Annotated in this window: 25 protein-coding genes and 1 pseudogene; 12 read left to right on the top strand and 14 right to left on the bottom strand. The window is 72.2% G+C overall.

The window, feature by feature from the left end; translation table 11 throughout:
• Positions 1–87: 87 nt before the first annotated feature.
• Together ACFQ6S_RS15250 and ACFQ6S_RS15245 are read left to right on the top strand one after the other, a co-directional pair.
• The gene (locus tag ACFQ6S_RS15250) at positions 88–960 is read left to right on the top strand and encodes an ATP-binding cassette domain-containing protein (protein ID WP_383408500.1); all 873 of its coding nucleotides are present in this window, start codon (positions 88–90) and stop codon (positions 958–960) included.
• A complete protein-coding gene (locus ACFQ6S_RS15245) occupies positions 957–1628 on the top strand; it encodes an ABC transporter (protein WP_383408497.1) in 672 nt (223 codons plus the stop codon). Before ACFQ6S_RS15250 ends, ACFQ6S_RS15245 begins: the two co-directional genes overlap by 4 nt.
• Here ACFQ6S_RS15245 and ACFQ6S_RS15240 read toward each other — a convergent pair.
• From ACFQ6S_RS15240 to zapE, 9 genes are all read right to left on the bottom strand, one after another.
• Positions 1620–1835, bottom strand: a complete 216-nt coding sequence (locus ACFQ6S_RS15240; protein ID WP_383408494.1) for a hypothetical protein — start codon at positions 1833–1835, stop codon at positions 1620–1622. The genes ACFQ6S_RS15245 and ACFQ6S_RS15240 overlap by 9 nt on opposite strands.
• 18 nt (positions 1836–1853) lie before the next feature.
• Positions 1854–2714, bottom strand: a complete 861-nt coding sequence (locus ACFQ6S_RS15235; RefSeq protein ID WP_383408491.1) for a polysaccharide deacetylase family protein — start codon at positions 2712–2714, stop codon at positions 1854–1856.
• A gap of 106 nt (positions 2715–2820) precedes the next feature.
• Positions 2821–4284, bottom strand: a complete 1464-nt coding sequence (locus ACFQ6S_RS15230) for a serine/threonine-protein kinase (RefSeq protein ID WP_383408488.1) — start codon at positions 4282–4284, stop codon at positions 2821–2823.
• A gap of 42 nt (positions 4285–4326) precedes the next feature.
• Positions 4327–5715, bottom strand: coding sequence for a PhoX family protein (locus ACFQ6S_RS15225; protein ID WP_383408485.1), 1389 nt, complete (start codon positions 5713–5715; stop codon positions 4327–4329).
• Positions 5716–5805: 90 nt separating this feature from the next.
• Positions 5806–6741: a slipin family protein gene (locus tag ACFQ6S_RS15220; protein ID WP_383408482.1), complete on the bottom strand. Its 936-nt coding sequence runs from the start codon at positions 6739–6741 to the stop codon at positions 5806–5808.
• 121 nt (positions 6742–6862) lie between these two features.
• On the bottom strand, positions 6863–8320 hold the full coding sequence (locus ACFQ6S_RS15215) for a SulP family inorganic anion transporter (protein ID WP_383408479.1): 1458 nt from the start codon (positions 8318–8320) through the stop codon (positions 6863–6865).
• A 5-nt stretch (positions 8321–8325) separates the two neighbouring features.
• A complete protein-coding gene (locus tag ACFQ6S_RS15210) occupies positions 8326–8904 on the bottom strand; it encodes a carbonic anhydrase (protein WP_383408476.1) in 579 nt (192 codons plus the stop codon).
• 77 nt (positions 8905–8981) lie between these two features.
• Positions 8982–9386 carry a hypothetical protein gene (locus tag ACFQ6S_RS15205; RefSeq protein WP_383408473.1) on the bottom strand — a complete coding sequence of 135 codons (405 nt, stop codon included), beginning with the start codon at positions 9384–9386 and terminating at the stop codon, positions 8982–8984.
• 175 nt (positions 9387–9561) lie between these two features.
• Complete coding sequence (gene zapE / locus ACFQ6S_RS15200) at positions 9562–10671, bottom strand: cell division protein ZapE (RefSeq protein ID WP_383408470.1); 1110 nt, start codon at positions 10669–10671, stop codon at positions 9562–9564.
• Between the two features lie 37 nt (positions 10672–10708).
• Between zapE and ACFQ6S_RS15195 the strand changes: the two genes are divergently transcribed.
• From ACFQ6S_RS15195 to ACFQ6S_RS15175, 5 genes are all read left to right on the top strand, one after another.
• Entirely contained in the window at positions 10709–11527 is an 819-nt protein-coding gene (locus ACFQ6S_RS15195; RefSeq protein ID WP_383408467.1) for a pyrimidine reductase family protein, read from the top strand.
• Positions 11528–11693: 166 nt separating this feature from the next.
• Positions 11694–12149 carry an indole-3-glycerol phosphate synthase gene (locus ACFQ6S_RS15190; RefSeq protein WP_383408465.1) on the top strand — a complete coding sequence of 152 codons (456 nt, stop codon included), beginning with the start codon at positions 11694–11696 and terminating at the stop codon, positions 12147–12149.
• A gap of 77 nt (positions 12150–12226) precedes the next feature.
• Positions 12227–13618, top strand: coding sequence for a UDP-N-acetylmuramate--L-alanine ligase (gene murC, locus ACFQ6S_RS15185; RefSeq protein WP_383408462.1), 1392 nt, complete (start codon positions 12227–12229; stop codon positions 13616–13618).
• Positions 13619–13630: 12 nt separating this feature from the next.
• The gene (gene msrB / locus ACFQ6S_RS15180) at positions 13631–14038 is read left to right on the top strand and encodes a peptide-methionine (R)-S-oxide reductase MsrB (protein ID WP_383408459.1); all 408 of its coding nucleotides are present in this window, start codon (positions 13631–13633) and stop codon (positions 14036–14038) included.
• Positions 14039–14168: 130 nt separating this feature from the next.
• Positions 14169–14915, top strand: coding sequence for a PP2C family protein-serine/threonine phosphatase (locus tag ACFQ6S_RS15175; protein WP_383408456.1), 747 nt, complete (start codon positions 14169–14171; stop codon positions 14913–14915).
• A gap of 16 nt (positions 14916–14931) precedes the next feature.
• On the opposite strand, the gene ACFQ6S_RS15170 is transcribed toward ACFQ6S_RS15175, so the two are convergent.
• A complete protein-coding gene (locus tag ACFQ6S_RS15170; protein WP_383408453.1) occupies positions 14932–15948 on the bottom strand; it encodes a YbhN family protein in 1017 nt (338 codons plus the stop codon).
• Between the two features lie 271 nt (positions 15949–16219).
• Between ACFQ6S_RS15170 and ACFQ6S_RS15165 the strand changes: the two genes are divergently transcribed.
• The 3 genes and pseudogenes from ACFQ6S_RS15165 to ACFQ6S_RS15155 form a co-directional block, all read left to right on the top strand.
• A complete protein-coding gene (locus tag ACFQ6S_RS15165; protein WP_383408451.1) occupies positions 16220–17716 on the top strand; it encodes a glycoside hydrolase family 3 N-terminal domain-containing protein in 1497 nt (498 codons plus the stop codon).
• Positions 17717–18006: 290 nt separating this feature from the next.
• On the top strand, positions 18007–19038 hold the full coding sequence (locus ACFQ6S_RS15160; protein WP_383408448.1) for an N-acetylglucosamine kinase: 1032 nt from the start codon (positions 18007–18009) through the stop codon (positions 19036–19038).
• Positions 19035–19246: pseudogene (locus tag ACFQ6S_RS15155) on the top strand (hypothetical protein); the annotation flags it as partial. The gene ACFQ6S_RS15160 and the pseudogene ACFQ6S_RS15155, both read left to right, overlap by 4 nt.
• 13 nt (positions 19247–19259) lie before the next feature.
• On the opposite strand, the gene ACFQ6S_RS15150 reads toward ACFQ6S_RS15155, so the two are convergent.
• A complete protein-coding gene (locus tag ACFQ6S_RS15150) occupies positions 19260–20141 on the bottom strand; it encodes a MurR/RpiR family transcriptional regulator (RefSeq protein WP_383408446.1) in 882 nt (293 codons plus the stop codon).
• 198 nt (positions 20142–20339) lie between these two features.
• On the opposite strand from ACFQ6S_RS15150, the gene ACFQ6S_RS15145 reads away from it, so the two are divergent.
• Both ACFQ6S_RS15145 and ACFQ6S_RS15140 read left to right on the top strand, forming a co-directional pair.
• Positions 20340–21104 (top strand): sugar isomerase domain-containing protein, encoded by a 765-nt coding sequence (locus ACFQ6S_RS15145; RefSeq protein ID WP_383408443.1) that lies wholly within the window; start codon positions 20340–20342, stop codon positions 21102–21104.
• A 140-nt stretch (positions 21105–21244) separates the two neighbouring features.
• Positions 21245–21826 carry a hypothetical protein gene (locus ACFQ6S_RS15140; RefSeq protein ID WP_383408440.1) on the top strand — a complete coding sequence of 194 codons (582 nt, stop codon included), beginning with the start codon at positions 21245–21247 and terminating at the stop codon, positions 21824–21826.
• Positions 21827–21906: 80 nt separating this feature from the next.
• Here ACFQ6S_RS15140 and ACFQ6S_RS15135 read toward each other — a convergent pair whose 3' ends face one another.
• From ACFQ6S_RS15135 to ACFQ6S_RS15125, 3 genes are all read right to left on the bottom strand, one after another.
• Positions 21907–22656 (bottom strand): DUF4142 domain-containing protein, encoded by a 750-nt coding sequence (locus ACFQ6S_RS15135; protein WP_383408436.1) that lies wholly within the window; start codon positions 22654–22656, stop codon positions 21907–21909.
• Positions 22657–22807: 151 nt separating this feature from the next.
• Positions 22808–23632 carry an alpha/beta fold hydrolase gene (locus ACFQ6S_RS15130; protein ID WP_383408433.1) on the bottom strand — a complete coding sequence of 275 codons (825 nt, stop codon included), beginning with the start codon at positions 23630–23632 and terminating at the stop codon, positions 22808–22810.
• 47 nt (positions 23633–23679) lie between these two features.
• Positions 23680–24711: an alpha/beta hydrolase family protein gene (locus ACFQ6S_RS15125; protein ID WP_383408430.1), complete on the bottom strand. Its 1032-nt coding sequence runs from the start codon at positions 24709–24711 to the stop codon at positions 23680–23682.
• Positions 24712–24740: the final 29 nt, after the last annotated feature.

Here is a 24740-nt window from a genome sequence, read left to right as displayed (position 1 = left end):
CACGGGGCCGGGTCGATTCTGGGGCTCCGCCGCGGGAGCGCGACCGGCCCCACCGGCCCGAAGCCGCCATACGACAAGATGACCCGTATGCAACGCGATCTTCGTCTGGACAACGTGGGCCGCCGCTACGGCCTACGCGGCCCATGGGTCTTACGCGGCATCCACCTCACCGTGCAGCCCGGCACACTCATCCGCATAGAGGGCCCCAACGGCACCGGCAAGTCCACCCTCCTGCGCCTCCTGGCCCGCATAGACGCCCCCTCGGAGGGCAGGGTCACCGGCCGCCCTCGCACGGCGTACGTCCCCGAACGCTTCCCCACCGCCCTCCCCTTCACCGCCCTCGGCTACCTCACCCACCTCGGCGCGGTGCACGGTCTGTCCCGGCCCGCGGCGGCGCGCGCCGCCCTGGAGTGGCTCGACCGCTTCGGGGCCGCAAGCTACGCCCGCACCCCCATGGCCCAGCTGTCGAAGGGCAGCAGCCAGAAGGTCGCCGTCGTCCAGGCCCTGCTCGCCGAACCGGAGCTGCTCGTCCTGGACGAGGCGTGGACCGGCCTCGACGCGGACGCCCGCGACGAACTGGAGCGGGCCGTCGCCGAACGCACCGCCGACGGCACCGCCGTGGTCTTCGTGGACCACGACCCGCGCCGCCTCGCGGGGGTGCCCGACGCGACGTACACCCTGCGGAACGCCGGCCTCGACCCCCGTACCGGACAATCGCCTGCGGGGCCCGCCGGCCCTCGTGTGATCGTCGTCGCCCAGGGGGTGCGGGACGGACGGCTGCCCGGCGACGCGGCCCGCGCGGTCGTCGCGGCCGAGGAACCCACGCCGGGCACCCACCGCCTCACCGTGCCCGCCTCCCACTCGGACATCCTGCTGCGGGCCCTGCTGACCGCCCGGCCGCCCTGGCACGTGGTGAGCGTGAGCCAGGAGCCGAACCCCGACCACGAGAGCCGCCGATGACCGCCCTGCTCAGATACCAGGCCGCCCTGCTCGCCCGATCGCAGCGCTGGCTGCCGCCGTTCATCCTGTACGCCGCGTTCCTCGGGATCGGCGTGCAGAGCGGCCAGCCGATCCTCGACTCGCTCGGCTACGCGGCCGCGGCGCTGCTGCCCGTCGCCGCCTGGCTGGTGCGGATCTGCGTCACCAACGAGCCTTCCGCCGCCCGCAGTTGTGTCTCCGCGGCGGTCGGCCCCGGGCGGGCGCACCTCGCCGCGCTGCTGGTGGCGCTGGCCACCTCGGCGGCCCTGGGCATGATCGCGACCGTTCTCGTGACGCTGATCACCGCCCCGGCGAGCGCGGACCACCAGACGCGGGTGCCCCGGATTCCGGCGGGCTCGGCCGGGCTGCTCGCCACACTGGCCTGCGCCCTGCTGGGTACGGCCGTCGGTGCCCTCACGACCTGGCCGGTGCTGCGCTCGACCGGACGCGCGGTCCCGACGATGCTGCTCGCGGCGCTGCTGGCCGTGGTGGTGACCGGCTCCCCGGCGCAGGCGGCGGTCAGCGGCCTGGTCACCGGCTCCCGCTCGGGCACGGTCCCCCTGCCCGTACTGCCCCTGGCGGCAGCGGCTCTGCTCACGGCGGTGGCGACCGCGGTGGCCTGTGTGCTCACCTCCCGCAGATCACCCTGAACAGGCGGTCCGCTCCGCCTCCTGCCACTCGCACACCGGGCAGAGAGTGATCCCCTTGTAGGACTCCGGGTACTCGGTCGGCTTCCGGCACAACACGCTCCCCCACTCTCGGCTGCGCTCGAGCGGGGGGACCCCCATCGCGTACGGCGGCCCGTCAGCCTTCGGCGGCCGCACCGATTCGACGATCGTGCAGTAGTCCTCGCTCATGCCTCCAGCGTAGGACGCTCATCGCCGACCGCTCGCGGCCCCGATCAGTTCGGACACCTTCACCAGCCGGAAGCCCTCCGCGCGCAGCTTCGGCACCACGCTGCGGACGACCCGCTCGGTCGTCGGAGCGGCACTGCGCGTGCAGTGCAGCACGACCACGGACCCGGGCCGCACCCCGCCCAGCACCTCTTCGGCGACCGCGTCGGCGTCCGTGGCGAAGGCGTCCCCGCTCACCACGTCCCACTGCACGGCGGTGACGCCCAGCGGGGTCAGCGCCCGCAGCACCTGCCGGTCGAAGCACCCGCCCGGAAACCGGAAGTACGGCATCGCATCACGTACCCCCACCTTCCGGAACGCGGCGTACGCCCGCTCCACGTCCGCCCGCATCCGCTCCTCGCCGATGGTCCGCAGGCCGTAGCAGTCGTCGGTGAAGGCGTAGTGGCTGTACGAGTGGTTGGCGACCTCGAAGAGCCCGTCCCGCCCGATCGACCGGGCCTGCTCCGGATACTCCTCGGCCCACCGCCCCGTCATGAACACGGTCGCCGGCACCTTCAGCTCCCGCAATGCCGCGATCAGTCCCGGGTTGTCGAACCGCTCGCCCCGCACCGCCCGCGGCCCCTGGTCGGCGGTCATGTCGGCGTCGAAGGTGAGCGCGACGGTCTTCTCCCCGGTCCGGGGTCCGTGCTCGAAGACGGGGGTCGTGCCCGCGGGGCCGGGCGCGAGCGTCGGAGGCCGGGCCGAGGGCGACGTGGCGGCGGTGGCGCTTGGCGCCGGGAGCGGAGCGCGGGTCGTCCCCTCGGGCGCCGAACACGCGGCGAGCGCGCTGAGCGCAGCGCCCAGGGCGCAGACGGCGGTGATGCGGCGTACAAGTGTGATCACCGCATGAAGATATGAGGATCAAATGGTCATTTCGGTACGCCGACGGGTGTGCCGGACCTCCGTCACCCGCCCGGCGGGGCGCCGCCTTCTCGCCGGCGGAGTCCTCTCAGCCTCTGCGGGTGCAGGAACCCGTCGGCGCGGTGGCCGGCGGGCGGCACTGCAGGTCGAACTCGGTCGGGTCCTTGCTCAGATAGCGGCCCATGCAGGTGTTCACCGTCGTCCGGCCGCGCTTGGCGCAGAACTTCAGCGCGGCACGGCCGTCGGCGAAGGGGCCGGGGGCGTAGAAGACCCAGAAGCCGCCGCGCAGGGAGGCGAAGTCGTCGCTGCGGAGGACCTTGGCGCCCGGGATGGACCGGCGGATGGTGGCGAGTCTGCTGTCCCGGTTGGCGGTGCCCGCGGCGACGGGTTCGGAGTGGAGCTGGGCGATCCAGCGGCCGGCCTGGGTCGGCGGCTGCTTCGCCGGGGTGGGCGTGGGTGTCGGGGTGGGCGCGGAGGTGGAGGTGGGCGCGGAGGTGGAGGTGGGCGGGGGCGTCGTGGCGGCGCGGGCCTTGTCGCCGCCATTCGTGTCGCCGGGGCGCAGGGCGAAGAACAGTGCCGACGCCGTGGCGAGCACCAGGACCGCCGCCGTGGCCAGGACGAGGGGCGTGCGGCGTCGGGGGCCCCTCACCTGGGGGACCGTGGGGCGCGTCTCCAGCCGGGTGGGCGTGGGCGTGGGGTGCGGTGCCACGGCGGTCACCGTCGGCTGGGCGGCCGCCCAGTGCGGGGTCGCTCCCGACTCCACCTGCGCCAGCATCGCGTCCAGCCGGGCGGCGTCGGGGCGCGCCGCCGGATCCCGGACCAGCAGGGCTTCGAGCACCGGGGTCAGCGGGCCCGAGCGGGTCGGCGCGGGGAGCCGGTCGTCGAGTACGGCGGCCAGCGTGGCGAGGGTCGTCGGCCGGCGCAGGGGGCTGACGCCCTCCACGCAGACGTAGAGGACCACGCCCAGCGACCAGAGGTCGGCGGCCGGGCCGTCGTCGTGGCCCCGGATCCGCTCCGGGGCCATGTACTCGGGTGACCCGACGAACTCGCCCGTGACCGTGAGTCCCGTCGTGCCCTGGAGGGCGGCGATGCCGAAGTCGGTGAGGACGGCGTCGCCGTCGGGGCGCAGCAGGATGTTGGCGGGCTTGACGTCCCGGTGCTGGATGCCCGCGGCGTGCGCGGCCCGCAGCGCGGCGAGCACCTGCCGGCCGAGCCGGGCCGCACCGACCGGGGTCAACGGGCCGTCGTCCAGCCGCCGTTGCAGCGAGATGCCCGGCACCAGCTCCATCACGATCCACGGATGCGGTTCGGCGGCCACGATCTGATGGATCGTCACCACATGCGGATGGCTCAGCCGGGCCAGCGCCCGCGCCTCCCGCATCACCCGCTCGCCCATCACGCCGACCGTGTCCGCGTCGGACCGCACCGCCTTCAGGGCGACCTCGCGGTCGAGCACCGTGTCGCGAGCGCGCCACACGGTGCCCATTCCTCCGCTGCCGAGCCGCTCCACCAGCTGGAAACGGCCGTCGACGAGATCCCCCGGTGCGTTCATGCCGCACAGGTTAGAGGACGCCCCGAGGTCGCCCCGAGGCCGCTATCCGCGCCAGGGGCCCGTCACCGCGAACGTCGTGCCCGGTGTGTAGCAGTTGACGTACATCGTCCCGCCGTCGGGCGAGAAGGTGACCCCGGCGAACTCGCCCCACTCCGGCTCCTCGGGCGTCCCCAGGTTCTGGGCGTTGCGCGCCATCGCGTACACCTCGCCGTGCCGGGTCACGCCGAAGACGTGCTGGGCGCCGTTGCCGTCCTCGCAGACCATGAGGCCGCCGCCGGGGGCGAGGCAGATGTTGTCGGGGGACTCGCCGGGCAGCTGTACGTCCGTGTCGGGGCCGAAGACGATCACCAGGGTGAGACGGCGCGCGGAGGGGTCGTAGCGCCAGATCTGGCCGTAGTGGTCCGCCGCCGAGCCCTCCGCGCTGTGGGCGAAGGAGGAGACGAAGTAGACGCTGCGGCCGCCCCAGTAGCAGCCCTCCAGCTTCTGCGCGTGGGTGATGCCCTTCGGGCCGAAGTCCTGGAGGCGGACGGGGGTCTGGGCCGCGAGCGGGTCCGGTACGTCCACCCACTCGATCTTCTCGAAGCTCGTGCCCGGCTCCTGGATCGACGAGAGGTCGGGTACGCCCGGCACGCGCATCGCCTGGAGGCGGCCTCCCGCGCGCAGGGTGCCCGGACCGCCGTGCGGCTGGTGGGGCAGGAAGCGGTAGAAGAGCCCGAAGGGCTTGAGGAAGGCGTCCTCGGTCTCGTAGACGACGCCGCTGCGCGGGTCCACCGCGATCGCCTCGTGCTGGAAGCGGCCCATCGCGGTCAGCGGGACCGCGCCGGAGCGGTGCGGGTTCGCCGGGTCGACCTCGAAGATGAAGCCGTGGTCCTTGGTGTAGCCGTTGGTGCCGGCCTTGTCCTCGGTCTCCTCGCAGGTCAGCCAGGTGCCCCAAGGGGTCGGCCCGCCCGCGCAGTTGACCGCCGTACCGGCGATGGCGACGCGCTCGGACAGGACGTTGCCGTGCCGGTCGAGGGTGAGGGCCGTACAGCCGCCCTTGCCGGCCGGGTCGTACGTGAGGCCCTCGACCGTCGGGACGGGAACCCTGCCGTCGGCGCGGTTCTCGTGGTTGCGGACCAGGTGGACACGGCCGTGTCGGCCGGGCAGGGCCGTCATGCCGTCGTGGTTCGAGGGGACGAGACCTTCGCCGGAGCGCAGCCGGTCGCCCTCGCGGGAGAGGACCCGATAGCGGAAACCTTTCGGCAGATCGAGCAGACCCTTGGGGTCGGGGACCAGCGGGCCGTAGCCCGAGTGGCCCAGGTTCTGCGCGGCGGCCGTGCCGTCGAAGAGTTCGGTGAGGTTTCCGGCGAAGGCGATCGAGACGCCCAACGCGCCTGAACGGGCGAGGAGCTGACGGCGGGTCGTACCACCGGCTGAGGTGTTTTCGGACATGGGGCAGCCTTCCTGCTGGCGGACAGGAACTTTGACCCCGCCGTGTCTATCACCTGGTGCGAGCCTCGGGAACCACGCGCGTAGCACGTGTCACTTCTGCGAGGCGTCGTCGATGATGTCGTCGATCGTCCGCTCGACCTCCCGTTCGGGCGGAGGCTCGATCTCCCGCTCGGCCGGGGTCTCGACGGCCCGCTGGTCGCCCTCGTCGGCGGAACTCTCCACGGGGTGAGCGGCATAGCGCCGCGGGGTCGGCTTCTCTTCGTGCTCCTCGCCGCCCCTCTCCAGGAAGCGCAGCAGCTCCACCGGGATGGGCAGGACCAGCGTGGAGTTCTTCTCCGCGGCCACCGCCATCACCGTCTGCAGGAGCCGCAGCTGGAGCGCGGAGGGGGTGTCCTCCATCTGATGGGCGGCCTCGGCCAGCTTCCTGGAAGCCTGGAGTTCGGCGTCGGCATTGATGATCCGGGCCCGCCGCTCACGGTCCGCCTCGGCCTGCCGGGCCATGGAGCGCTTCATCGACTCCGGCAGGGACACGTCCTTGATCTCCACGCGGTCGACCTGGACGCCCCAGCCGATGGCCGGGCTGTCGATCATCAGTTCCAGGCCCTGGTTGAGCTTCTCGCGGTTGGAGAGCAGGTCGTCCAGATCGCTCTTGCCGATGATCGAGCGCAGGGACGTCTGTGCCATCTGCGAGACCGCGTACTTGTAGTCCTCGACCTTGATCAGCGCGCTCGCGGGCTCGATCACCTTGAAGTACACGACCGCGTCCACGCGCACGGTCACGTTGTCGCGGGTGATGCCCTCCTGGGCCGGTACGGGCATCGTGACGATCTGCATGTTGACCTTGTGCAGCCGGTCCACGATCGGAACGATCAGCGTGAATCCGGGTGCCCGCACCTCTCCCGCCAGCCGTCCGAGCCGCAGTACCACCCCGCGCTCGTACTGTTTGACGACCCGCGCCGCGGCCGCCACGTACACGGCTCCCGCGGCAGCCACTCCCGCGACGATGCCCAGCACTTCCTCGACCATGACGACCTCCTCGCCGAGAGGTCCGTTCCGTATGCTCCTGCAACGATATGCCCGGAGTCTGGTCCGGGGCCATATACGGCCCCGGACCAGCGGTCATGCCTCTACAGGGGGCACACGCCGGTCAGGGCGCCGTGACCCGCACCGGCTCCGTGCCGGCCGCGCTGTGGCGTTGGGCCCAGTTCTCCAGGGCCGTACGGCAGGCGTGGTCGAGGTGGTGCAGTCCGGACAGGTCGAGCTCGACCGGACGGTCCTGGGGCAGGGCCTCCAGGCTGTCGAGGATCTTCGGCAACCTGAGGAAGGTGGCGTTGCCCGACAGGTACGCCTGGACCGGTCCGGCGCCCTTGTCGATGACCTCCAGCTTCACGTGCGAGGCCTCCCAGGCGGTCTTGGCGACCGAAAGGGCCAGACCGATCAGCACGCCCTCGAACATGTTCACCGCGACGATCGACACGGCGGTGACGACGAGGATCAGCGCCTCGCCCCGGTGGCCCCGCCACAGGGCGACGATCCCGCGGAAGGGGATCAGCTTCCAGCCGGCGTGGACCAGGATGCCGGCCAGCGCGGGGATCGGGATCAGCGCCAGCGCGGCGGGCAGCAGCGCCGCGAACAGCAGCAGCCACACGCCGTGCAGGACACGGGATGCCTTGGTCCTCGCACCCGCCTGGACATTGGCGGAACTGCGCACGATGACCGCGGTCATCGGCAGCGCGCCGAGCACACCGCACACGGTGTTGCCGGCGCCCTGCGCCATCAGCTCCTTGTCGTACTCGGTGCGGGGCCCGTCGTGCAGCCGGTCCACGGCCGCCGCGCTGAACAGCGACTCGGCCGACGCGATGAGCGTGAACGCGACGATCGTGGCCAGCACGCCGACATCGGCGAGCTCGCCGAAGGCGCTCAGGGACGGCGGCTGGATGGCACCCAGCAGGCCCTTGACCTCGACGGTGGCGACCGGCAGCGAGAACACCGTGGTGACCAGCGTCGCCAGACCGACCGCGGCGAGCGGAGCGGGGAGGGTGCGCACCTGGCGCGGCAGCCGCCTCCACAGCACCAGGACGGCGATGGTGCCCGCGCCCAGTCCGATCGAGGCCAGCGCCTCGGTGTTCCCGGCGGCCTGGACGAGCGCGCCGGGCAGCCCGGCTATCTTCCCCAGGCCGGAGGCGGGCGCCTTGGCGTCCGCGACCGAATAGAGCTGTCCGGCGATCAGCACCAGGCCGATTCCGGCCAGCATGCCTTCGACGACGGAGACCGAGATGGCCCGGAACCAGCGCCCCAGCTTCAGGGCGCCCATGAGGAGCTGGAGCAGGCCGGTGGCCAGCACCAGCACACCGAGGACCGGCAGTCCGAACTCCCGCACCGCCTCGAACACCAGCACCGTCAGACCGGCGGCGGGCCCGGAGACCTGAAGGCTGCTGCCGCGCATCAGGCCGGTGACGATGCCGCCGACTATGCCGGTGACGAGCCCCAGCTCGGCCGGCACTCCGGAGGCGACGGCCACGCCGACGCACAGCGGCAGCGCGACCAGGAAGACGACCAACGAGGCGGCGAAGTCCTGCCGCAGGTGGGGGAACTTGGTCATCATGCCGATCACAGAGCCTCGAACGTGTCGGTCTCGGCGCGGTGGGCGCGCACGGCGCCCTTGTGCACCTCGTAGTACCAGGCGTGCAGGGTCAGTTGACGCTCCTTCAGTTTCCGCTCGATGAACGGGTACGAGCGCAGCCGCAGCAGCTGCGTCAGGACATGGGCCTGGACGCCCTCGGCGACCTCCGGGTCCTCGGCGACGCCGGCCGGGCGCGGGGTGGCGTGCGAGAGCCAGTCGCGCACGGCCGGTACGGCGTCCAGGTCGTCGCCGCGCACCAGCGCGCCGACGGCTCCGCAGTGGGAGTGGCCGCAGACCACGATGTCGCTGACGCCGAGGACCTCCACGGCGTACTCGATGGTGGCCGCCTCGCTGGTGGGGTGCTCGGAGGCGTACGGCGGGACGATGTTGCCCGCGGTGCGCAGCTCGAAGAGCTCGCCGGGGCGGGCGCCCGTGATCAGGGCCGGTACGACCCGTGAGTCGGAGCAGGTGATGAACAGGACCTGCGGGGACTGCCCTTCAGCCAGCTTGGCGAACTCCTCAGGGCGCTGTCCGAACGTACGGGCGTTGTCGATGAGGGGCTGCATGTGTGGTGACTCCTCCTGGCGCGCCGCCATGGCGCGTCGGGGTTTACATGACAGGGGTGGGGGGACTGCTCCGCTGCTCAGCAGCGGAAGATCTGAAGCCCCGCCGGAGTGTGGGACGTCGAGGATCTCGACGTGCGCCGGTGCGCGGCGCCGGCTTCGGCCGGCTGGTGCGCGGACGCGGAGTCCCGGTTGAGCAACGGTCGGTCGGGCGCCTGAGGCCCGGAGTCGGCGAAGCGCCGATGCTCACGGGTGCGCAGTGGACCGGTCGGGTCCCCGTCACCCGACGGGACGCAGTGGCGTGACGTGAGGGTGTCGTCGCGCAGCGCCTTCCCGGAGAGCTTGATTCCGGGCTGGGCCTTGGCCTCTGCCTGACTCGCTGTGTATGCGTGTGCGAAGGCAGCGCCAGGTGCGAAGAACTGAAGGGCGAGCAGGACGGCGGCGAGGATCGAAATCGGGGTCCGGGCCGTCGTACCTCGAAACATGCGCCCCCCTTCAGTCGGTCCACACCTCATGCACGTGCCAACACTTGGTCAACCGTTGGTCAAGAAACACGTTAACCCGGCAACGTTGTTTGCAGGGTTAACTTAACGTTTCGAGCTGAAGAGAGCCTGAAAGGTGAGGGTGGCTTGGCTTGAACTCCCCCTTGACCGGGGGGAGTTACTGGGTTACCAGGACCTTGGCGTCGCGCGCCAGCGCGGTGAGTCGCGAGATCGCGCGGAAGTACTTCTTGCGGTAGCCGCCCTTGAGCATGTCCTCGCTGAACAGCTGGTCGAACGGCAGTCCGGAGGCCAGCACCGGGACTTCACGGTCGTAGAGCCGGTCCGCGAGCACGACGAGCCGCAGGGCCGTCGACTGGTCGGGAATCGGCTGCACGTCGGTGAGACACACCGCCTTCAGGCCGTCGGTCAGCGCGCCGTACCGGCTGGGGTGGACGCGGGCGAGGTGCTCCAGCAGATGCGGGAAGTCGTCGAGCGAAGCGCCCTCGGTGGCGTACGCCGCCTTCGTCACCTGTTCGTCGGAGTACGGCGCCGGCGCCTCGGGCAGGCCGCGGTGGCGGTAGTCCTCGCCGTCGATGCGCAGGGCGCGGAAGTGGGCCGACAGACCCTGGATCTCGCGCAGGAAGTCGGCGGACGCGAAGCGGCCCTCGCCGAGCTTGCCGGGCAGGGTGTTGGAGGTGGCGGCGAGCGCGACGCCCGCGTCGACCAGCTTGCCGAGCAGGGTGGAGACGAGGACGGTGTCGCCCGGGTCGTCGAGCTCGAACTCGTCGATGCAGAGCAGACGGTGACCGGACAGGGTCTGCACCGTCTGCTGGAAGCCGAGGGCGCCGACGAGGTTGGTCAGTTCCACGAAGGTGCCGAAGGCCTTGAGGGAGGGCTCGGCCGGTGTGGCGTGCCAGAGGGAGGCGAGCAGATGGGTCTTGCCGACGCCGTAGCCGCCGTCGAGGTAGACACCGCGCGGCCCTGCCGGGGTCTTGGGGGCCTTGGGCCTGCCGAACCCGAGGAAGCCGCGCTTGGCCTTTCCGGCGCCGCTGGCGTGCGCACCGCCCAGTCCGGCCGCGAAGCCCTCCAGGACGCGGACCGCCTCTGTCTGGCTGGGCTGGTTCGGGTCGGGGAGGTAGGTGCTGAAGCGGACCGAGTCGAAGCGGGGCGGCGGCACCATCTCGGCGACCAGCCGGTCCGCCGGGACGTGCGGCTCACGGGTGCACAGGGACTGCGGACTCGCTTCGGCTATCGGGCTCCGCCCGGAGGCGGCGGTGGAGGACGACACGGGTCACCATGCTAATCGCCGTGCCACACTCCATGACATGCGACGCCTGTTCCCTGTGACCGATGAGACAGCAGCGAGGGCCTCCGGCGGTCCGGCCGGGGGCGAGGGCGGCGGGGAACCGGTCGACGGGGAGTGGAGCCTCGCCGAGCTCGCCGTCGCGTACGCCTATCCCGAGCCCGGCCCCGGCGGCCGGCAGCCCTGGCTGCGGGCCAACATGGTGTCCACGCTGGACGGGGCGGCCCAGCACGACGGCCGTTCGCAGCCCATCTCCACCGCGACCGACATGCGCATCTTCGGCACGCTGCGGGCGCTGGCGGACGTGGTGCTCGTCGGCGCCGAAACGGTACGCCTGGAGGGGTACCGTCCGGCACGCGTACGCGCGGAGTTCGCCGAGGCGCGCGAGGCGGCAGGACAGGGTCCCGCGCCGGCCATCGCGGTGGTCAGCGCGAGCCTGGACCTGGACTACGACCTGCCCCTGTTCACCTCACCGTCCGTGCCCACCCTGATCCTGACCGGTGCCGCCGCGGCCCCCGACCGGGTCGCGGACGCGGAGAAGGCGGGCGCCCGGGTGGTGATCGCCGGTGACGGCGTCGGTGTGGACCCCGTCCGGGCCGTTCAGGCCCTCGCGGAACTCGGGCACACCCGCCTGCTGACCGAGGGCGGGCCGCGGCTGCTCGGCCAGCTGGTGGCGGCCGAGGTGCTCGACGAGCTCTGTCTGACGATCTCCCCGATGCTCACCGCGGGCGACGCCCAGCGCATCGCCGGCGGGCCCTCGGTGGCGGTCCCGAAGCGGTTCGCGCTGGCGTCCCTGCTGGAGGAGGAGGGCTTCCTGTTCGGCCGGTACCGGCGGACGTGAGGTTAGGCGGTTCGGAAATGGGTTCTATGAATGCCGTGCCCCTGAAACGGCGGAATCTACCGTTCCGGTTAGCTTTCGCCGGGCACACTAAAACTCGCAGTCCCCGTGCGAGCACGGGGCAGGATGGTTTCCGCAGAAGGGGCGCCCGGTGTTCACAAGCGTTTTGATGATCGAGAAGGCCCTGACATCCGCCGACGTGGAGTTCGTCACCACCTTGCACGGTGACGAGGAGGTCGCCTTCCACGTGCTGCTCCAGCCGCGTGGCGAGCAGGCCGACAGATTGCTGCGCGCCATCGACGACATCGCGCTCGGCGAGCTGGACGAGGCGGTCCGGGAAGGGGAGACCCCGGAGGGCCAGGAGGCGCTGAGCACGGGGGAGCGGGCGCTCGAGGTGTCGCTCACCGCGCTGCGCACGGCCGGGGCGGAGGCGGGCGGGCGGCTGCTGGAGGACCATCCGCTGGACGCGCTCAGGGCTGTGGTGGACGAGGTCGGGGCGGACGAGGTGATCGTGCTGACCGATCCCCACTATGTCGAGGAGTTCTTCCACCGGGACTGGGCTTCAAGGGCTCGGCACAGGGTGGGGGTGCCGGTGCTCAAGCTGTTCTCGCACAGCAAGGCGTAGCGCCCCTGGGCGTCGCAGTCGGCGCCAGCCAATAGGCTGAGGGCTCACCGTCGTATCGCACTTCTGGGAGAACACACATGGCACCCGGCATTCCCACCGCCATGGACCGACCGCACTTCATCGGCATCGGCGGGGCCGGGATGTCGGGGATCGCGAAGATTCTCGCGCAGCGTGGGGCCAAGGTGGCCGGCAGTGACGCCCGGGAGTCCGCGACCGCCGAGGCGCTGCGTGCCCTCGGTGTGACCGTGCACATCGGGCACGCGGCCGAGCACCTCGCCGACGACGCCAGCTGTGTCGTGGTGTCGTCGGCGATCCGGCAGGACAACCCCGAGCTGGCCCGCGCCGCCGAGCTGGGCATCCCCGTGGTGCACCGCTCCGACGCGCTCGCCGCGCTGATGGGCGGGCTGCGTCCGATCGCCGTCGCCGGCACGCACGGCAAGACGACCACGACCTCGATGCTGGCGGTCTCCCTGACCGAGCTGGGCCTGCAGCCGTCGTACGCCATCGGCGGCGACCTGGACGCCCCCGGCTCGAACGCCCTGCACGGCGACGGCGACATCTTCGTGGCCGAGGCGGACGAATCGGACCGCAGCTTCCACAAGTACGCGCCCGACGTCGCGATCGTCCTGAACGTGGAGCTCGACCACCACGCCAACTACGCGTCGATGGACGAGATCTACGAGTCCTTCGTGACGTTCTCCGATCGCATCGCCGAGGGCGGCACCCTGGTGATCTCCGCGGACCAGGAAGGGGCGCGGGAGCTCACCAGGCGGGTCACCGCTTGCGACGTGCAGGTGGTGACGTACGGCGAGGCCGAGGACGCCGACGTACGCGTGCTGTCGGTGCTGGCGCAGGGGCTGAAGAGCCAGGTCACCGTCCTGCTGGACGGCCAGGAGCTCACCTTCGGGGTCTCGGTCCCCGGCCGGCACTACGCCCTGAACGCGGTGGCCGCCCTCGCGGCGGGCGTCGCCCTCGGGATCCCGGCCGCCGAACTGGCCCCGGCGCTCGCGGCCTACACCGGAGTGAAGCGGCGCCTTCAGCTGAAGGGGGAGGCCGCGGGCGTCCAGGTCATCGACTCCTACGCCCACCACCCGACCGAGATGACGGCCGACCTCGAGGCGATGCGCGCGGCCGCCGGTGACGCCCGGATCGTGGTCGTCTACCAGCCCCACCTGTTCTCCCGCACCCAGGAGCTCGGCAAGGAGATGGGCGACGCCCTCGCCCTGGCCGACAGCTCGCTGGTCCTGGACATCTACCCGGCCCGCGAGGACCCGATTCCGGGCATCACCAGCGAGCTGGTCATCGAGGCGGCCCGGGCGGCAGGCGCCCAGGTGACGGCGGTCCACGACAAGAGCGAGGTGCCCTCGCTCGTCCCGGGAATGACGGAGCCCGGTGATCTCGTTCTCACCATGGGCGCGGGCGATGTCACCGACCTCGGCCCGCTCATCCTGGACCGCCTGTCGAAGTGAGGGGCAACACCCATGTCGTACGACGTCGAAAAGCCGGACGAGCAGTGGCGCGCGGAGCTGACCCCGGCCGAGTACGCCGTCCTCCGCCAGGCCGCCACCGAACCCGCCTTCACCGGTGAGTACACCAACGCCAAGACGACGGGCGTCTACTCCTGTCGTGCCTGCGGCGCCGAGCTCTTCACCTCCACCACGAAGTTCGAGTCGCACTGCGGCTGGCCGTCCTTCTACGACCCGAAGGACACCGACGCGGTGGAGCTGATCGAGGACCGCACGCACGGGATGGTGCGCACCGAGGTGCGGTGCGCCCGGTGCGGGTCGCATCTCGGGCACGTCTTCGAGGGCGAGGGGTACGCGACGCCGACCGATCAGCGGTACTGCATCAACAGCATCTCGCTGCGGTTGACTCCCGACGAGAGCTGACCGCTTCAGGGGTGGGGCGGCGCCGCCCCACCCCCCGCGCGCTGGCACGCGGGATGCGGGTGTTCCTAGACTCGTAGGACGGAGGTCCGGCCTCGGCGGTCTGTCCGGTACGGGAAGGCGGTGACGCCTCATGGCGTACGTCGCGGTGAGTGCGATCAGCCATCCCGGGCTGCTGCGGGAGCGCAACGAGGACAGCCTGGCCGTGGGGCCGTGGACGCTATGCGGCACCGTGACCGAGAATCCGCAGACTCTGGTCTTCCCGCTCGGCACGCCCCTCGTCGTCGCCGTCGCCGACGGTCTCGGCGGGCATCCGGGCGGCGATGTGGCCAGTTCGCTGGTCGCCCGCCGGATCGCGGCGCTGGGTCCGGCCATGGGCAGCGAGGTGGCGGTCCGTGAGGCCGTGAACGCCTGCAACCTCGCCGTGTACCAGGCGGTGGACGGCGAGGAGGGGGGCGAGCTGTCCGGCATGGGGACGACGGTCGCCGGGGTCGTCGTGCAGCCCGGATCGCTGCTGGTGTTCAACGTGGGCGACAGCCAGGTCTTCGCGACCTCCGACGACGGGCTGCGCCAGCTGAGCGTCGACGACAGCCCGCCGCATCCGCCCGGCCGCACCACCACCCTCGTCACCCAGTGCCTCGGCGGCTCGCTCACCTACCGCGCCGTCGCTCCGCACGTCATGACCGAGCCCCTGTCGTCCGGCGACCGCTATCTCATCTGCTCGGACGGTCTGACGGACCCGCTCACCAGGGACGTACTGGAAGAGATCCTGCGCGAGCACGAGGACGGCCGGGCGGCCTTCGAGCTGTGGAAGGCCGCCATCGAGGCGGGCGGACCCGACAACATCACGGTGGCCGTGGTGCGGGTCGGCGAGGAGTGAGCGCGCAGCCCCCGGCTCAGAGGATCTTGCGCTGGACCATGATCGAGAGAACGAGCGCGCCGGGCAGCAGCGGCACCCAGACCGTCAGGACGCGATAGCCGATGACGGTGGCCGCGGCCAGGCCCATCGGGGCGCCGAAGGTGACCATCGTGAAGACCAGGGCCGCGTCCACCGGGCCGATGCCGCCCGGTGCGGGCACGGCGCCGACGGCGGTGCTGGCGAGGAGGAGGGCCAGCGTCACCTGGGTCCAGGACAGCGGCAGGCCGAGCGCGAAGCCGACCGAGGCGATCACGCTCGCCTGGAGCAGCGGAGTGGCGGCCGCCCCGCCCCACAGGGCGAGGATCCGGCTGGGCCGGGTGTGCAGGATGCGTGCGTCGGTCAGGGCGGTGCGTACGAAGCCGAGGAGGGGGCGGCGCAGCGGTCGTACGGTCGTCACGAGCACGGTCGCCGTGCCGAGGACCGCCACCACGCCCGCGGCCACCAGGAACAGCGTCCGCCGGTCCGGGACGAGTTCGCCGAGGTGGAGCAGCTCGGGGAAGCCTATGAGGAAGCCGAGCAGCACGACCGTCTTCGCGATCGGTTTGACCAGCGAGTACAGGGCGAGCGAGGCGGTGCCCCGGGCCAGCGGTATGCCCTGGCCCTGGAGGAAGCGCAGGGTGACGGCGTGCGCGCCGATGCTCGCCGGCAGCACGTGATTGGCGGCGCCGGCCGCGAACTGGGACGCGAGCAGCAGGCCCGGCGGCAGCCGGTCGGGTATCGACCCTTGGCGGACGAGCGCGGCCACGACCCAGCCCGTGCAGGTGAAGAACAGGCCGGCCAGCAGCCACCAGGGGTCGGCGGCGGCGAGCCGGGCGGCGCCGTCGCGCACGGTGCGCCAGTCGGCCGCCGCCCATGCCCCGATCAGCAGGAGCGGGAGCAGGGTCAGCGTGTGACGGGCGAGGCGTGCGGGGGCGTAGGGGGAGCGGGCGGGAGCGGCGGGGGCGGGGAGTGCGGGCAGCGGTCCGGGGAGATCGCTGAGCGGGAGCGAGGACACGGCGCGGTCGTCCTTCCGCGTCGCACCGCGCGGACGCGGGGCGGACGGCTAGAGGGCGAGGGCAGGAGGGGACGACGAGAACGTGCCCGTCCGGCATGACGCCATGGTGTCCGGGAGCCGAAGGGGCGTCGGCGGGTGGGCGACGCGAGCGCGGTCGCTCGCCGGGTGAGGTCCGGCGGCCGGCGGGTACGGCTGTCCACATGGCGAGCTGGTGAATCAGTCATCCACCGGATGGTTGACTTTCGGCTGATCGAGCCGGAGCATGCGAGGGGTGAGCCACTTCGAGCACACGTCCCTCGGGGCGGCCGGCCTCCCGGCCGACCTGGACGAAGCCGCCCACCGCTGCCTCGTCGCCGGATTCGACGGGGCCACGAGCGTCCCGGACCCGCTCAAGGAGCTCGTCGACCGCGGCCTCGGCGGCGTCATCCTCTTCACCCGCAACATCCGCGACGCCCGGCAGGTGCGCCGCCTCACGGACGAGCTGCGCGCGATACGCCCCGACGTGATCGTCGCCATCGACAACGAGGGCGGCGGCATCGGCCATCTGGTCGCGGCCGGCGCCCCCGGCGCCCCCGACGTCCCCGGCTCCTACGCCCTCGGCGTCGTCGACGACCCGAACCTCACCGCCCGCTGCGCCGACGCCCTCGCCGCGCACCTGGCCGGCCTCGGCATCACCGCCGCCTACGCCCCCGTCGCCGACCTCCGGCACCGGCCGGACAACCCGATCGTGCGCACCCGCTCCTTCGGCGCCGACCCCGAGCTCGCCGCCCGCCATCTGCGCGCCTGGATCACCGCGACCGAGGCCCGCGGCATCGCGTCCTGCGCCAAGCACTTCCCCGGCCACGGCGGAACCGTCACCGACAGCCACCTCGGCATGGCGGTCGACCCACGGCCGTACGACGCACTGGGCGTCGACCTCGAACCGTTCCGCGCGGCCGTCGACGCGGGCGTACCGATGCTGATGAGCGCCCATGTGGTCTTCCCGGCCCTCGACCCCAACCGGCCCGCCACGCTCAGCCGCCGCATCCTCGGCGATCTGCTCCGCCACGACCTCGGCTTCGACGGCGTCCTCGTCAGCGACGCGCTGGAGATGAAGGCCATCGCCGACGAGTACGGCGAGGCGGCCGGCGCACGCATCGCGCTCGCCGCGGGCGCGGACCAAGTGATCGTCGCCGTCTGCGACCTGAACGTCACCCTGCACTGCCGGGACGCCGTGCTCGACGCGCTGCGGACCGGAGTCCTGGCGGAGGAGCGGATCCAGGAGGCCGCGGGACGGGTGCGACTTCTCGCCGGGCGGTACGCGACGCCCCCGACCTCGGACCCGGCCGGCTGGGACGCGGACGCCGGGATCGAAGCCGCGCGCCGGGCCGTCCGGAGCCGGGGCGTGCCGCCCGCCGTGCGCGGGGCCCATGTCGTCGACCTGTTCCCGCCGCCGCACCCCGCGCTCAACTGGGGCGGCGAGGACCTGCTCAGCGAGATGCGCGCCGCCGACCCCACGGCCACGGGCACCGCGGTGACGGGCGAGTGCGCGGACCCGGACTCCCTCGTCGAGGGGATCGTGCGCCGCTGCGGGGCCGCTCCGCTGGTCGTGGCCACGTGCGACGCCGGGCTGCACCCCTGGCAAGTGCGGCTGCGGGACGCCCTGTCGGTCCGACGGCCGGATGCGGTGCGGGTGGACACAGGGCTGCCGGAGGGCGGCGTGCTGTGCTCGTACGGGCGGGGGCGGGTCAATCTGCGCGCGGTGGCCGAGGTGCTGGCCGGCCTCTGACGGCGGCGCTGTGCGTACTCCAGTTCCGGGAAGTCGGCCGGCGACCGGCCCGCGTCGTGCGAGCACCACCGGGTCACGGCCCACAGCCCCGTGCACTCGGCCGCGTGCCCCACGATCGCACGCGCGCGTGCCGGGTGGTAGTCCTGCCAGGAGTGGAAACAGCCGTGGCGGGGCGCGTGGTTGACGCCGAATCAGAGCGTATGGATGGGATCCTCCTCGGGTCGGGCCCGCCCGCGGGTTCGGCGTTCGGCTCTTGTCCGTCGCGAATGCGCCAACCGCCATGGTCGTCAATGAACAGTGATGTGAACCCGGCCTCGCCCGACCTCGGTCCGGCGTACGTCGTCGGCCTGGACGCCGGTGGCACCCGTACGCGCGCCGTCCTGGCGCGGCTGGGCGGCGGCGGCCCCGAGGGCGAGGGCGTCTCCGGGCCCGGCAACGCGCTGACCGTCCCGGGCCACCAGCTGACCGAGCACCTCGCCGAGGCCCTCGCGCTCGCCGTGCCGGAAGCGCTGCGCGGCAGGGTCGTGGCGGTGGCGGGCGGGTTCGCGGGCGCCTCGCGGACCGCGCCGGACGAGCCGGGGCGGATCAGGGCACACGCCGCGCTCACCGTCGCACTGAGCCGGCTGGGCATCGAGGCCGGTTCGGTCGAGATCCACAGCGACATCGAGGCCGCGTTCGCCTCCGCCGCCGGCACTCCTGCCGACGGGCTCGCCCTGGTGGCCGGTACCGGCGCGGTGGCGGTGCGCATCACCGGCCGCGTCTGCGCCGAGACCGTCGGCGGCGACGGCTGGCTCCTCGGCGACGACGGCGGCGGCTTCTGGATCGGGCGCGAGGCGGTGCGGGCGGCGCTGCGCATGGCGGACGGCCGGGGCGGGCCGACGGCACTGGGCGCGTCGGTCGGGCGGGCGTTGGAGGTGCCGGAGGACGTCGTGCCGCCGGACGCTCCGGGCCCGTACGACACCGGGACCTGGACCCGGGCCCGGCGCGAGGCCTACCGCATGCATGTGCTCCCCGCCGTCATGGACGGCCCACCGGTCCGACTGGCCCGCCTCGCACCGCTGGTCGCGGAGGCGGCCCGGCACGAGGACACCGTCGCCGCGCGCATCCTCGAAGCGGCCTCCGACCACCTCACCGACACCGTCCGCGCCCTCGAACCCCGCCCCGGCGAGCGGATCGTCGCGTCCGGCGGCCTGCTCGGGCCGGCCGGCCCGCTCACCGGCCTCCTCGCCACCCGGCTCCGGCCGCTCGGACTCGCCCTCGACTGGGTGGTGGACGGCTCGCGCGGTGCCGTCGCCCTCGCCCGTCTGGGGTATGGCGGATGAGCGACTCGGCAGCCCGCCCGCTCTACGGCGACCCCACCGCCCCCGTCGAGGCCCGGGTCCGCGCGACCTCCTCGCCCGCATGACCCTGCGTGAGAAGGCCGGCCGGCTCAACCAGCGCATGTACGGCTGGGACGCCTACTGCCGCGCCCCCGGCGGCCGCTGCGAGCTCACCGACGCCCTGTACGCCGAGACCGACCGTTTCGAAGGACAACCGGCTGCCCTCAGCGGGTGCGCCGGGTCTTCACCGTGTGCTGCGGGGTGATGTGGTCGGTCAACGCCAGCGAGGCGCTCGCGCGCTGGTAGGAGAGCTGGGCGACCCGGACGTAGAGACAGTCGATCAGCACCAGGACCGAGTGCCGGCCGCCGATGCCGGTGAGGAAGTTGGTCTCCGAGGCGGTCGAGATGAGCCGGATGTCGGCGGCCCTGGCGAGTGGTGAGCGCGGGTCGGAGGTGATCGCCACCGTCGTCGCCCCGCGCTCCTTGGCCAGCTCCAGCGGCTCGACGGTCTCCCGGGTGGCCCCGGAGTGCGAGATGCCGATGGCCACGTCCGCCGGGGTGAGCAGGGCGGCGGACGTGGCGGCGGCGTGCACCTCGGTCCAGCCGCGCACCGCACAGCCGATGCGGAACAGCCGGGTCTCGGTCTCCTGCGCCACGGCCCCGCTGCCGCCGACGCCGTACACATCGACACGGCGGGCCCGCGCGGTGGCCTGCGCGGCGCGCTCGACGGCGTCGAGGTCGATCCGGTCGATGGTCTGCTGCACGGCCCGCAGGTCCGTGTTGCCCACGACCTGCACGACCCGCTCCAGTGAGTCGTCGGGGGAGATGTCCGGGCCGATCTCGGCGGTGCCCCAGTCGGAGGCCTGGCCCCGGCCGCGCTCCTGGGCCAGCTCGATCAGCAGATGCTGGTAGGAGTCGAGTCCGACGGCGCGGCAGAAGCGGGTCACCGTCGCCTGGGAGGTGCCGGTGCGGCGGCCCAGCTCGGCGGCCGAGCAGTGCGTGACGGCGGCCGGATCCTCCAGGATCAGCTCGCCGACCTTCCGCAGGGAGCCGGCCAGCCGGGGCAGCTCGGTGCGGATCAGTGTGGTGACGTCCGTCGGGGGCATGAAAAGAAGGTATCAGCCACCGGATGTCCCACCGGTTGAATACCAGGACCGGTTGGACGCCCGAGATGAGGGGCCGGTCGCAGCTCGTTGCCCGTACCGTGCGGTGTGTGATTTATTGATTCATCGATGCAGTTGTGCAGGGTGGTTTCATCCATCGGGTTCCAGGTTCCATCAGGTTCCATCAGTGGGGAGTGACGCGTGTCCGACGAGTCCGTGAGCGCCCGGCGCTTCGCGCACGAAAGCATGGCCGTCCTCGACCGCCTGACCGAGTCCGCCCGCGACGACGTGGCCCGCGCCGCCGGACTGATCGCCGACTGCGTCCGCACCGACGGTGTGATCCAGGCCTTCGGCACCGGCCATTCCCAGGCCATCGTCCTCGAACTCGCCGGCCGGGCCGGCGGACTGGTGCCGACGAACCGGCTGAGCATCGCCGACCTCGTCCTGTACGGGGGTGAGGCCCCGAGCGCCCTGGACGATCCGCTCCTGGAGCGCCGGGCCGGGGTCGCCGCCCGGATCTACGAACTGGCCGCCCCGCGCCCCCAGGACCTCTTCGTCGTGATCTCGAACTCCGGCGTCAACAACGTCATCGTGGAGATGGCCCTGCAGGCCAAGGAACAAGGCCACCGTGTCCTCGCCCTCACCTCCCTCGCCCACACCCGCGCCGTCCCCGCCGGACACCCGAGCGGCATGAAGCTCGCCGACCTCGCGGACGTCGTCCTCGACAACGCCGCCCCGCGCGGCGACGCGCTGCTGGAGCTGCCCGGCGGGGGCGCGGTGTGCGCGCTGTCCACGCTGACCGGCGTGCTGCTCGTCCAGATGGCCGTCGCCGAGGCCTCCGCCCTGCTCCTCGCCGCCGGGGAGCACCCGCCGGTGTATGTCTCGGCCAATGTGCCGGGCGGCTTCGAGGGCAACCTGGAGCTGGAGAAGCGATACGCCGGACGGATCCGGCGCACCGCGAGCTGATCACTCCGCGCGAGGTGAATGTATCCACCTAGGGGCGCTAGAAGTGCTGAATGCTTGATTCAGTTGCCGCTCGAACATACACGGCGGCGACAACGGGCGCACACTGGAAAGGTGCTGTCGGTGCTCAAGGGGGTGTCGGCATGGCTGCCTCGGAGTGCACGAAGGTGCGGCTGTGGCGGTGGCGGCGCAATCCGCTGAGGCGGCGCTGTGACGTCATCGAGGGCTGGGTCGTGTTGTGCGGATGGCTGCTCGCGGTGGTCGGCGCCGTGTTCGGCGGTCTCGCCGCCTCGGACGCGGTGGTGCGTTCGGCGGAGCAGCAACGGGCCGAGAGCCACAAGGTGACGGCCGTACTCGTGAAGGACGCGGAGGATCCGGGGCCCGCGAGGGTGACCACCGACCATCTGGTGTGGGCCACCGTCCGCTGGACCGACCCGGACGGCGCGGTCCGTACGGACGACGCGCGGGTGCCGCCCAAGACGAAGGCGGGCGGCAAGGTCGAGGTGTGGACGGACCGCACCGGCGTCCTCCCCAAACAGCCGCTGTCCGAGACCGAGATCCTGCTGCACTCGGTCGCCGGCGGCATCCTGGCCGGCGCGGGCGCCGCCGGCGTCGTCCTGGGCTCCGCCTGGGTGGTACGGCTGGGGATGGAGCGGCGGCGCCTGGAGCAGTGGGCCGCGGAGTGGGAGCGGCTGGACACGCCGTGGGGATGGAAGACCGGCTGACCAGGCGCGATCAGGTGCCCGGATGAGCAGGCGCGATCGGGTGCCCCGGAGGGAGTCCGGGGCACCCGATCACTTGATCGTCACTTCACGTCCGCGCTCGGCAGCGCCGACGGGGACGCGGTGTTCAGGTCCTCGAGGCCCTTGGGGATGGCGAGCGTGAGCACCGGCGAGCCCGGCTGGGGCGCGGGCGGCGTCATCTGATCCTTGGGGAGCTTCGGCGGCGTGGTCTGCTGGAAGTTGTTGGCGTCGAAGTTGACCAGTCCGGTCTTCTCCAGGATCGTCATGTGGTCGAGCACGGTGTCGTTCGCCAGGTCGGCCAGCTGACGGACCATGCTGTTCTGCGTGGTGCCCCGGATCTTCGCGATCGCCGGGAAGATCTGCCCGTGCGTCACCCGCATGATCGCGACACCCGTGGCGTCGAACTCCTTGCCCGTCTTGGAATCCACCGTCGCCACGAACTGCTGCTGCTGCGGGCTGGCCTGGTTGGGCAGCGTGATGTTCAGCTCGGACGCGAGCTTGCGGCAGGCGAGGTCGAGCCGGGCATGCCCGACGACCAGGTGCTGACCGGCCTCCTTCATCTCCGGGGTCGTCCCGCGCTGCATCGCCATCATGCCCAGCGGGTGCTCCCACAGCCCGGCGGCGCGGACCTTGACGACGAAGTCCCGGTCGGCCTCGGTCAGCGGGCCGTACTGGGTGTTGGCGATGACGCGGTCCTGGTTGGCAGAGGTGGTCTGCACGCCCAGCATGGCGGGGTAGGCGAGGGCGGAGAGGGTGAGGACGAGAGCGCCTCCCACGAAGACGGTGCCTACCATGCGGCGTGAGATGGGCATCATGTCTCCTGACGTGAACGGCTCGGTACCCCCTGAGGTACGGATGGATCCCGCGAAACAATCATCGCGGCGCGAAAAAACTTGCGGCCCGCGGTGCGTCGTCCGTCACATTCCACCGCGAATCGCGCGTACGGCAGCCGCCGTTCGGCCGCTACGACGCCCCGCGGCTCCCCGTGACCAGGCCGGTCACCTGACGCACCCACTCGGTCGGGTGGGTGACGTGCGGGATGTGCCCGGCGCCTTCGAAGGTGTACGTCGTCGACTGCGGCAGTGCCCCGGAGAGCCTGCCGACGATCGAGGCGAACCAGGGAGGGCTCTCGCTGCCTTTCGTCAGCAGGGCGGGCCCCGGGTAGCCGGAGAGACGGTCGAGGTCGAGCTCGGCCCACCCCGGGTCACCCTGCTCGTCCGCGAACGTGGGCGCGTTGACACGGAACGTCTCCCGCACCCGGTCCGTCATCCGCTCCCACTCTCCGGGGCCGAACGCGATCTCGTTCACGAACTGCCGTGCTCCGGAGATCACTTCACCCGCTCGAAGCCGGTCGACGACGGCCGCCATACGCCGGCCGGTGTCGTCCATCAGCGGCCGCGACCCGGGATCGTCGGCCACGATGCCCATGAGCGGCGGCTCGTGCGCGAAGATGCCACGGAAGAGCTCGGGGCGCCGTCCGGCCAGCCCCAACGCGGTGGACGCGCCGAAGGAGTTGCCGGCGACGAAGGCGGGGGCGAAGCCGAGGGTCCCCATCATTTCCGCGAGGTCGTCCTCGTCCTCGCGCCGTGAGCCCTGCCCCGGCGGGCGCTCGCTCCGGCTGTGTCCGCGACGGTCGTAGACGAGCACCCGGTGGTCCCGGGTGAGGTCCTTCATGACCGGCACCCAGTTGTAGTGGTCGCCCCAGGACCCATGGACCAGGACCAGCGGATCGCCGTCGCCCGCCACCTCGTAGAAGATCTCGACGCCGTTGACCACGACCTGTGGCATGTCCGCATTCTCCTTCGTTCGATGAGTGGATCCGGTCGTCGGGCCGATCAGCGCAGGTGGCGTTCGAGGAAGGTCATGGTGGCGTCCATGGAGTCAGGCCAGCGCGGCCCGAAGGTGTGCCCTTCACCCGGGTACGTCCGCAGCTCCACGTCCTTGCCCGCCGCCTCGAACGCGGCGACGGTCGTCCTCGTCCAGGCCAGGGGGCAGGTGTCGTCGGCAGTGCCGTGATGGATCATCAGGGGCTCGGTGACCCGGTCGACATAGGTGACCGGCGAGACCTGCCGCCAGAACTCCGGGTTCTCCTCGGGCGTGCCGTGGGCGGCCTCGATCTCCTCGACGAGCGGGTCGCCCTCGGGCCGTTGGAACTGGTCGATGTTCTCCTCCGGGCGGGAGCTGACCGGCGCGAAGACCACGGCCGCGTCGACCAGTCCCGGCGCCACGACCAGCGCGTTGTACACCACACCGCCGCCCATCGACCGCCCCAGCAGCCCGATCCGCTCGTCGTCGACGTTCGGGCGGGCGGCGGAGCGCAGGGCGAGTACGGCCGTGATGACGTCCTCGGTGTAGCCGAGGCGCAGGTTCACGTCGTTGTCGGGGTCGTCGTCCGAGCCCGCGTGGTTGCGGTAGTCGGTGTGCAGGACGACATAGCCGTTACGGGCGAGGAGGTCCTGTTCCCGGGGCATGCCGCGGCCGGTGGTGTAGACGTCCGGGTCGATGTAGCCGTGCGCCAGGACCAGCGCGGGGAACGGGCCATCGCCCCGGGGGACGTTCATGATCCCCGAGATCGTCAGGCCGTTGGACCGGTAGGTGACGGCGTACTGCGTGTAGGCGTCGGTACGGACCCGTACGGCACCGAGGCGCAGGTCCGAGCCGCGGTGCTCGCGCTGGATCAGGGCCGGGATGGAGACCGGGTCGGCGGGGGAGGGAGAGGGCGTCGCGGTGGGTCCGCTGCCGGCTCGGGCCGACGTCGACGGGGTGCGCGTGGGCGCGGTGCCGTCGCCGTCGGCTCCGGTGCAGCCGAGGGCGGCCACCAGCGTCAGCCCGGCGGCGAGACCGGTGAGGCCCCGTAGTGACCGCATGGATCGAGTATGGCGCGGATGGGCGGGGC

The organism is Streptomyces sp. NPDC056479 (assembly GCF_042795335.1).
Classification (GTDB): Bacteria; Actinomycetota; Actinomycetes; order Streptomycetales; family Streptomycetaceae; genus Streptomyces.
Note: the sequence above shows the minus strand (reverse complement) of the source record. Positions and strands in the feature narration are given on the sequence as shown.

What these genes read in the sequence shown, in the direction of transcription:
- murC (WP_383408462.1), top strand. Translation starts at nt 12,227, where the DNA reads ATGGCACCCGGCATTCCCACCGCCATGGACCGACCGCACTTCATCGGC.
- ACFQ6S_RS15245 (WP_383408497.1), top strand. Translation starts at nt 957, where the DNA reads ATGACCGCCCTGCTCAGATACCAGGCCGCCCTGCTCGCCCGATCGCAG.
- ACFQ6S_RS15140 (WP_383408440.1), top strand. Translation starts at nt 21,245, where the DNA reads ATGGCTGCCTCGGAGTGCACGAAGGTGCGGCTGTGGCGGTGGCGGCGC.
- ACFQ6S_RS15125 (WP_383408430.1), bottom strand. Translation starts at nt 24,711, where the DNA reads ATGCGGTCACTACGGGGCCTCACCGGTCTCGCCGCCGGGCTGACGCTG.
- ACFQ6S_RS15250 (WP_383408500.1), top strand. Translation starts at nt 88, where the DNA reads ATGCAACGCGATCTTCGTCTGGACAACGTGGGCCGCCGCTACGGCCTA.
- ACFQ6S_RS15190 (WP_383408465.1), top strand. Translation starts at nt 11,694, where the DNA reads ATGATCGAGAAGGCCCTGACATCCGCCGACGTGGAGTTCGTCACCACC.
- ACFQ6S_RS15210 (WP_383408476.1), bottom strand. Translation starts at nt 8,904, where the DNA reads ATGCAGCCCCTCATCGACAACGCCCGTACGTTCGGACAGCGCCCTGAG.
- ACFQ6S_RS15205 (WP_383408473.1), bottom strand. Translation starts at nt 9,386, where the DNA reads ATGTTTCGAGGTACGACGGCCCGGACCCCGATTTCGATCCTCGCCGCC.
- ACFQ6S_RS15135 (WP_383408436.1), bottom strand. Translation starts at nt 22,656, where the DNA reads ATGCCCATCTCACGCCGCATGGTAGGCACCGTCTTCGTGGGAGGCGCT.
- msrB (WP_383408459.1), top strand. Translation starts at nt 13,631, where the DNA reads ATGTCGTACGACGTCGAAAAGCCGGACGAGCAGTGGCGCGCGGAGCTG.
- ACFQ6S_RS15225 (WP_383408485.1), bottom strand. Translation starts at nt 5,715, where the DNA reads ATGTCCGAAAACACCTCAGCCGGTGGTACGACCCGCCGTCAGCTCCTC.
- ACFQ6S_RS15130 (WP_383408433.1), bottom strand. Translation starts at nt 23,632, where the DNA reads ATGCCACAGGTCGTGGTCAACGGCGTCGAGATCTTCTACGAGGTGGCG.
- ACFQ6S_RS15220 (WP_383408482.1), bottom strand. Translation starts at nt 6,741, where the DNA reads ATGGTCGAGGAAGTGCTGGGCATCGTCGCGGGAGTGGCTGCCGCGGGA.
- ACFQ6S_RS15150 (WP_383408446.1), bottom strand. Translation starts at nt 20,141, where the DNA reads ATGCCCCCGACGGACGTCACCACACTGATCCGCACCGAGCTGCCCCGG.
- ACFQ6S_RS15160 (WP_383408448.1), top strand. Translation starts at nt 18,007, where the DNA reads ATGAACAGTGATGTGAACCCGGCCTCGCCCGACCTCGGTCCGGCGTAC.
- ACFQ6S_RS15215 (WP_383408479.1), bottom strand. Translation starts at nt 8,320, where the DNA reads ATGATGACCAAGTTCCCCCACCTGCGGCAGGACTTCGCCGCCTCGTTG.
- ACFQ6S_RS15240 (WP_383408494.1), bottom strand. Translation starts at nt 1,835, where the DNA reads ATGAGCGAGGACTACTGCACGATCGTCGAATCGGTGCGGCCGCCGAAG.
- ACFQ6S_RS15195 (WP_383408467.1), top strand. Translation starts at nt 10,709, where the DNA reads ATGCGACGCCTGTTCCCTGTGACCGATGAGACAGCAGCGAGGGCCTCC.
- ACFQ6S_RS15175 (WP_383408456.1), top strand. Translation starts at nt 14,169, where the DNA reads ATGGCGTACGTCGCGGTGAGTGCGATCAGCCATCCCGGGCTGCTGCGG.
- ACFQ6S_RS15230 (WP_383408488.1), bottom strand. Translation starts at nt 4,284, where the DNA reads ATGAACGCACCGGGGGATCTCGTCGACGGCCGTTTCCAGCTGGTGGAG.